At 43.4% G+C, this 4103-nt stretch carries 3 protein-coding genes; all 3 read right to left on the reverse strand.

What is annotated here, in order from left to right:
* The coding region (locus MXE41_RS12765; RefSeq protein WP_247100841.1) for a transposase at window positions 1-3067 on the reverse strand (3067 nt) is incomplete at its 3' end.
* Between the two features lie 104 nt (window positions 3068-3171).
* Window positions 3172-3513 carry a hypothetical protein gene (locus tag MXE41_RS12770; protein WP_247100843.1) on the reverse strand — a complete coding sequence of 114 codons (342 nt, stop codon included), beginning with the start codon at window positions 3511-3513 and terminating at the stop codon, window positions 3172-3174.
* Complete coding sequence (locus MXE41_RS12775; protein ID WP_247100844.1) at window positions 3500-4045, reverse strand: hypothetical protein; 546 nt, start codon at window positions 4043-4045, stop codon at window positions 3500-3502. The genes MXE41_RS12770 and MXE41_RS12775 overlap by 14 nt, the downstream gene beginning before the upstream one ends.
* Window positions 4046-4103: the final 58 nt, after the last annotated feature.

The raw sequence follows: 4103 nt of genomic DNA on the forward strand, positions 1-4103 counted from the left end.
CATCTCCAGTAGCTGGCATCGACTGTGATGCACCACTGACAGACGAGGCATAACCGGCAGCCTGCGGCGAGTTCGAAGCTCCCTGTACAGACGGCGCATCCCAGGTAGCAGGCGAAGACTGTTTTGCGGCATTGACAGACTGGGCATCTCCAGTAGCTGGCATCGACTGTGATGCACCACTGACAGATGAGGCATAACCGGCAGCCTGCGGCGAGTGCGAGGCTACCTGTACAGACGGCGCATCCCGGGTAGCAGGCGTAGACTGTTTTGCGGCATTGACAGACTGGGCATCTCCAGTAGCTGGATGTGAAATGGCAGAGGTTTTCTCATATACATCCTGCTCATTGGATACCTGATCAGACTCCCAATACAGCCAGTCATTCCTGAGAATGTGCTTCTTAAAAACGTAAGGGTTGAATGGCTTACTGTCTATGTATCCAAGCATAAAAGTAGTTGGATTAAGCTCATCATTAAGATCCTTTTCGACCTTAATTTCAGCACCTGTCTCTTTGTCAGTGTAAGTTAGAGTGCATTTTGACGGCATCATCCATAGATAGTCTCTGATATCAAAGTCATTGATTCCAGACCTTTCCCTGTAGTCAGAATTAATCTTATCCATGAGGTCAGGATCCATATATATCTGATTTCTGGCCTTTATGTATTCATACATCACATAATCAAGGAAATCTGAGAAGTTGACCCCTGCCATTGCACAGTTCTGAAGGGCGGTAACCAGGTGGGCAAACGCTGCACTTCCACCGGGCGTGCGCATGAAATGAAAGTGATTGTAAGATACGACTACACGACGATGCATTCTCTCGATAACGTTTGTACTCAGCTCCACCTCTGGATGCTCAAGGAATCTGACAAGGGTGTTTCTGTGATTCATCCAGTACACTACGGCTCTGCATCCAGGGTGAGTAAAGTTGTCTGGAACCTTGTAAGAGTCTCGGTCCCTGGTAATTTGTGCCATGCCAAATTTGTCTGCCAGCTCACATACAATTGAGTCAGCAAGAAAGAAGATGATACTGTAATGATCGATCCTTGCATTGGCCAGACGATTCATGAAATCAGGATCTGAGAACCTGTTTTCTGATTTTGATGTGTTGCATGACAGAAATCTGTTTTCCATGGCGAACAGCATGCTTATCAGATGGATGAATTTTAAGAATCTAACATCTATTTCGCCGAGATTACCGTTTGTTGCGGCATACTCATCTATGAGGTCAAACACATCAGCTTCTGTTTCAGCTGCTTTTTCAAGTATGCTCGTATAGACATCCAGTAATAGAGAGTCTTTCAGGTACCTCATAACAAAACGGCGAGCATGCACAATACAGGTAACATGGATCAAGCCTTTCGTCTTGTAGCAGTAGCGTATAAACTTCTTGTAGCCTATATAGCCGTCAGAATGAATCAGGGCAGCCTTAAACCCCGTACTTTCAGGCTTTAACAGTGAGAGAATATGCTTGAACTCTCTGGATCCTGTATAAGTTATACAAACGTGGCGCTCGTCAGAGTCCCTGCCATTCATCAATGAATACATGTACTTAACTATGGCTTGCGACTCCTCCATCTGTTTCATTGTGACTTCATCCGCTATTATGAGATTTGATGAGCGAATGATATCGAGACTGGCTTTTGTGCATAACCCAAGGACAGTGCAAAAGGCGTTTATAAGATTGACTGAAGTGGACTGAGCGCCTGTACATTGATGTTGTTGCTTAAAAAAATTGTGTACTGCATTTTTTGAGGTATTAAAGCCAATAAAAGCAGTACACAATGATGTAATGAATTTTGTAGAGTAGCCACAGCGAAACCATGGCGAGATAAATTGAAACAGCTGTGAGTCATAGTCAGCATTAATTAATCCGTCAGTACCGCCATAGAGCATGGTGTGTGCAGGGCCCTTGTGAAGTGACAGAGGAGATGCAGGCTGGATGTAGGCGGACTCAAGACGACCAAAATTTAAAATTTCTTCCCGCCTGGCCTTGATTATTTGCTGAATAACAGCCCGAATATCAGAAGGACTCTGCACCCTGATTGCCCTGGAAAGCTTCTTAAAGAATTTAATATCATTGTCTCGCCTGATTCTTATCTGCTTTTTAAGCAAAGCTACTCCATCCCTTGCCTGATCTCTCATCTCTGGAGTAACACCATTAGCCGAATTGTTCAGATCCGCATCATCAATATTAAGAAGGTGACTGTTGGCCATATCTGGGCAATCATATCTGTATATAAGCTTACTGCCACTTAAGGTAAGAGAGTTAAAAGATACAGTCTCAGAAGTTGAGCCATCCATCTCGCAATTCTGGTTGATGTATTTGTATTCGTCGATTATTACAAGCGAGCCATTCTCGATAGTTGAGCAGTTTAAAACCTTGTGTCTAAGAACTCCCTTTGAGTGAAGCTTTTGAACCTCACCATTTGGAGTTTTAATCTCCACTCCGGTATTTTCTGACACTATGACTGCATTTAGACATTTGAATGATTCAATGATAGCTGCAGCAGCTTCATCTGCCTGCTTTTTGGTATCCTGATTATCGTCAAAGGATGGCAACTCAAAGCAAAAACCGCCTGCTGGCATGCATTCTTTTATGATCTCCTGAATTCTGGTGCCGTTTTTTAATTTATTGTTAACGAGCTCATGATTGTCCTTCAATCTGTCTTTGCTGAATGTCATAACAGTGTTATTTACCCGGGCAAGCGGGATCTCATCTGCCTCCTCCTCATTGTTAGCATCAACAGATGAGCTTGAATGTGTCTTTGCAGACGGTTTGGTTGATTCGGTTTTTGAGGCAATATTCATTGCCTCAGCAATGTTTCTTCTAGATGAGTTTTTAGTACATGATAAATACTTGTCGACTTCATCAAAAGGAATCGTGGAGGTTTTAACAAATCTTGCCAAAATACTTTTGAGCCACGGAAACAGTTTCTGCAGTAGATAAAGGAGGTCAAATAATGCCTCAGTCTTCTTATTTGAAGCTGTCAGCTTGCTATTAAGCTCTTTAACCTTCTTCTCTAAAGCACTCACCTTGGTCTTCAGATTAAAGTTGGATTTTGCCATTTCGGAAGAACTGGAGATGTCTGAGCTCATATATCATTGTCCTACTTATAAAAAAACAGGGGATCATAAGTTTATGATCCCCCAATAATATCGCAGATAATCAATCACAATTTCTGCCTGTTGAAACGTTTAATCGTTCCCTCCTGTAGAAGCGCCTCCAGCTCGCACCTTCTAATTGCAGTTGGAATCAGCTCATGCCTGAGCATGTACTGGAAACGACCTTGTCTCAGAACCCTGTTTGAGCAGGTTATGCCGTTATCATCTACTGTCAGGATTTTGCACATCCTCTGCTTCAGGTTAAATGCCACTACAGTAATGGGCTCTACCCCGTCCCATAGCAGCTCAAAGGCGTTACTGAATAGAAGATTCATCATGCCAGGTATACCAAGCCGCGCATTAATCGGCTTGTTTATAATGATGATTCTGGTGTGTTTAGGAAGCAGCATCACTACCTCCTATAAGAAATCTGCATATTGAAAGGATAGACTCCTCAGGGTCTTTGCCTGTTGTATAGCTGATTTCAAAATCAAGATACTTAAGGCTTATTCTGTTAGCGCCTGTATCAGGCAGCTCATAATCATCCTCATCGTCATCTACAATGCAGACAGAAGCTGTTCTGACTGAGTTTACTTCCTGCATTTCGGCCAGCTGCCTGAATGAGTGACTGGATATGCCACATTCTCTTGCCGCCTCATTTTGGGAACGTCCTGCAAGCAAAAGTTCACCGATCTTGCTGCGGAGTCTGGCCAGAGCTTCTTTCTCCAGACTACAGAATGCTGTTTCTCCAAGGTTCTTTATTGCAAGACTGCAAATATAGGATGGCGCTACACCATACATAAATCCGATTTGAAAGGAGCAAAGTCCAGAGTTGATAACGGCCCCCATCAGGACATCCTCTGTAACATTATGCCTTTTGCACGATGGCACAGCTGCGTCATTTTTAACGCCCATATACGTCTCCTGTATGTTATGGAACATGCAGGAATCTTATATAAATCAGCTAAATCATCACACCCCACACTCAGAAAGTACGTAC

Source organism: Anaerobiospirillum sp. NML120449, from assembly GCF_023051105.1.
Classification (GTDB): Bacteria; Pseudomonadota; Gammaproteobacteria; order Enterobacterales; family Succinivibrionaceae; genus Anaerobiospirillum.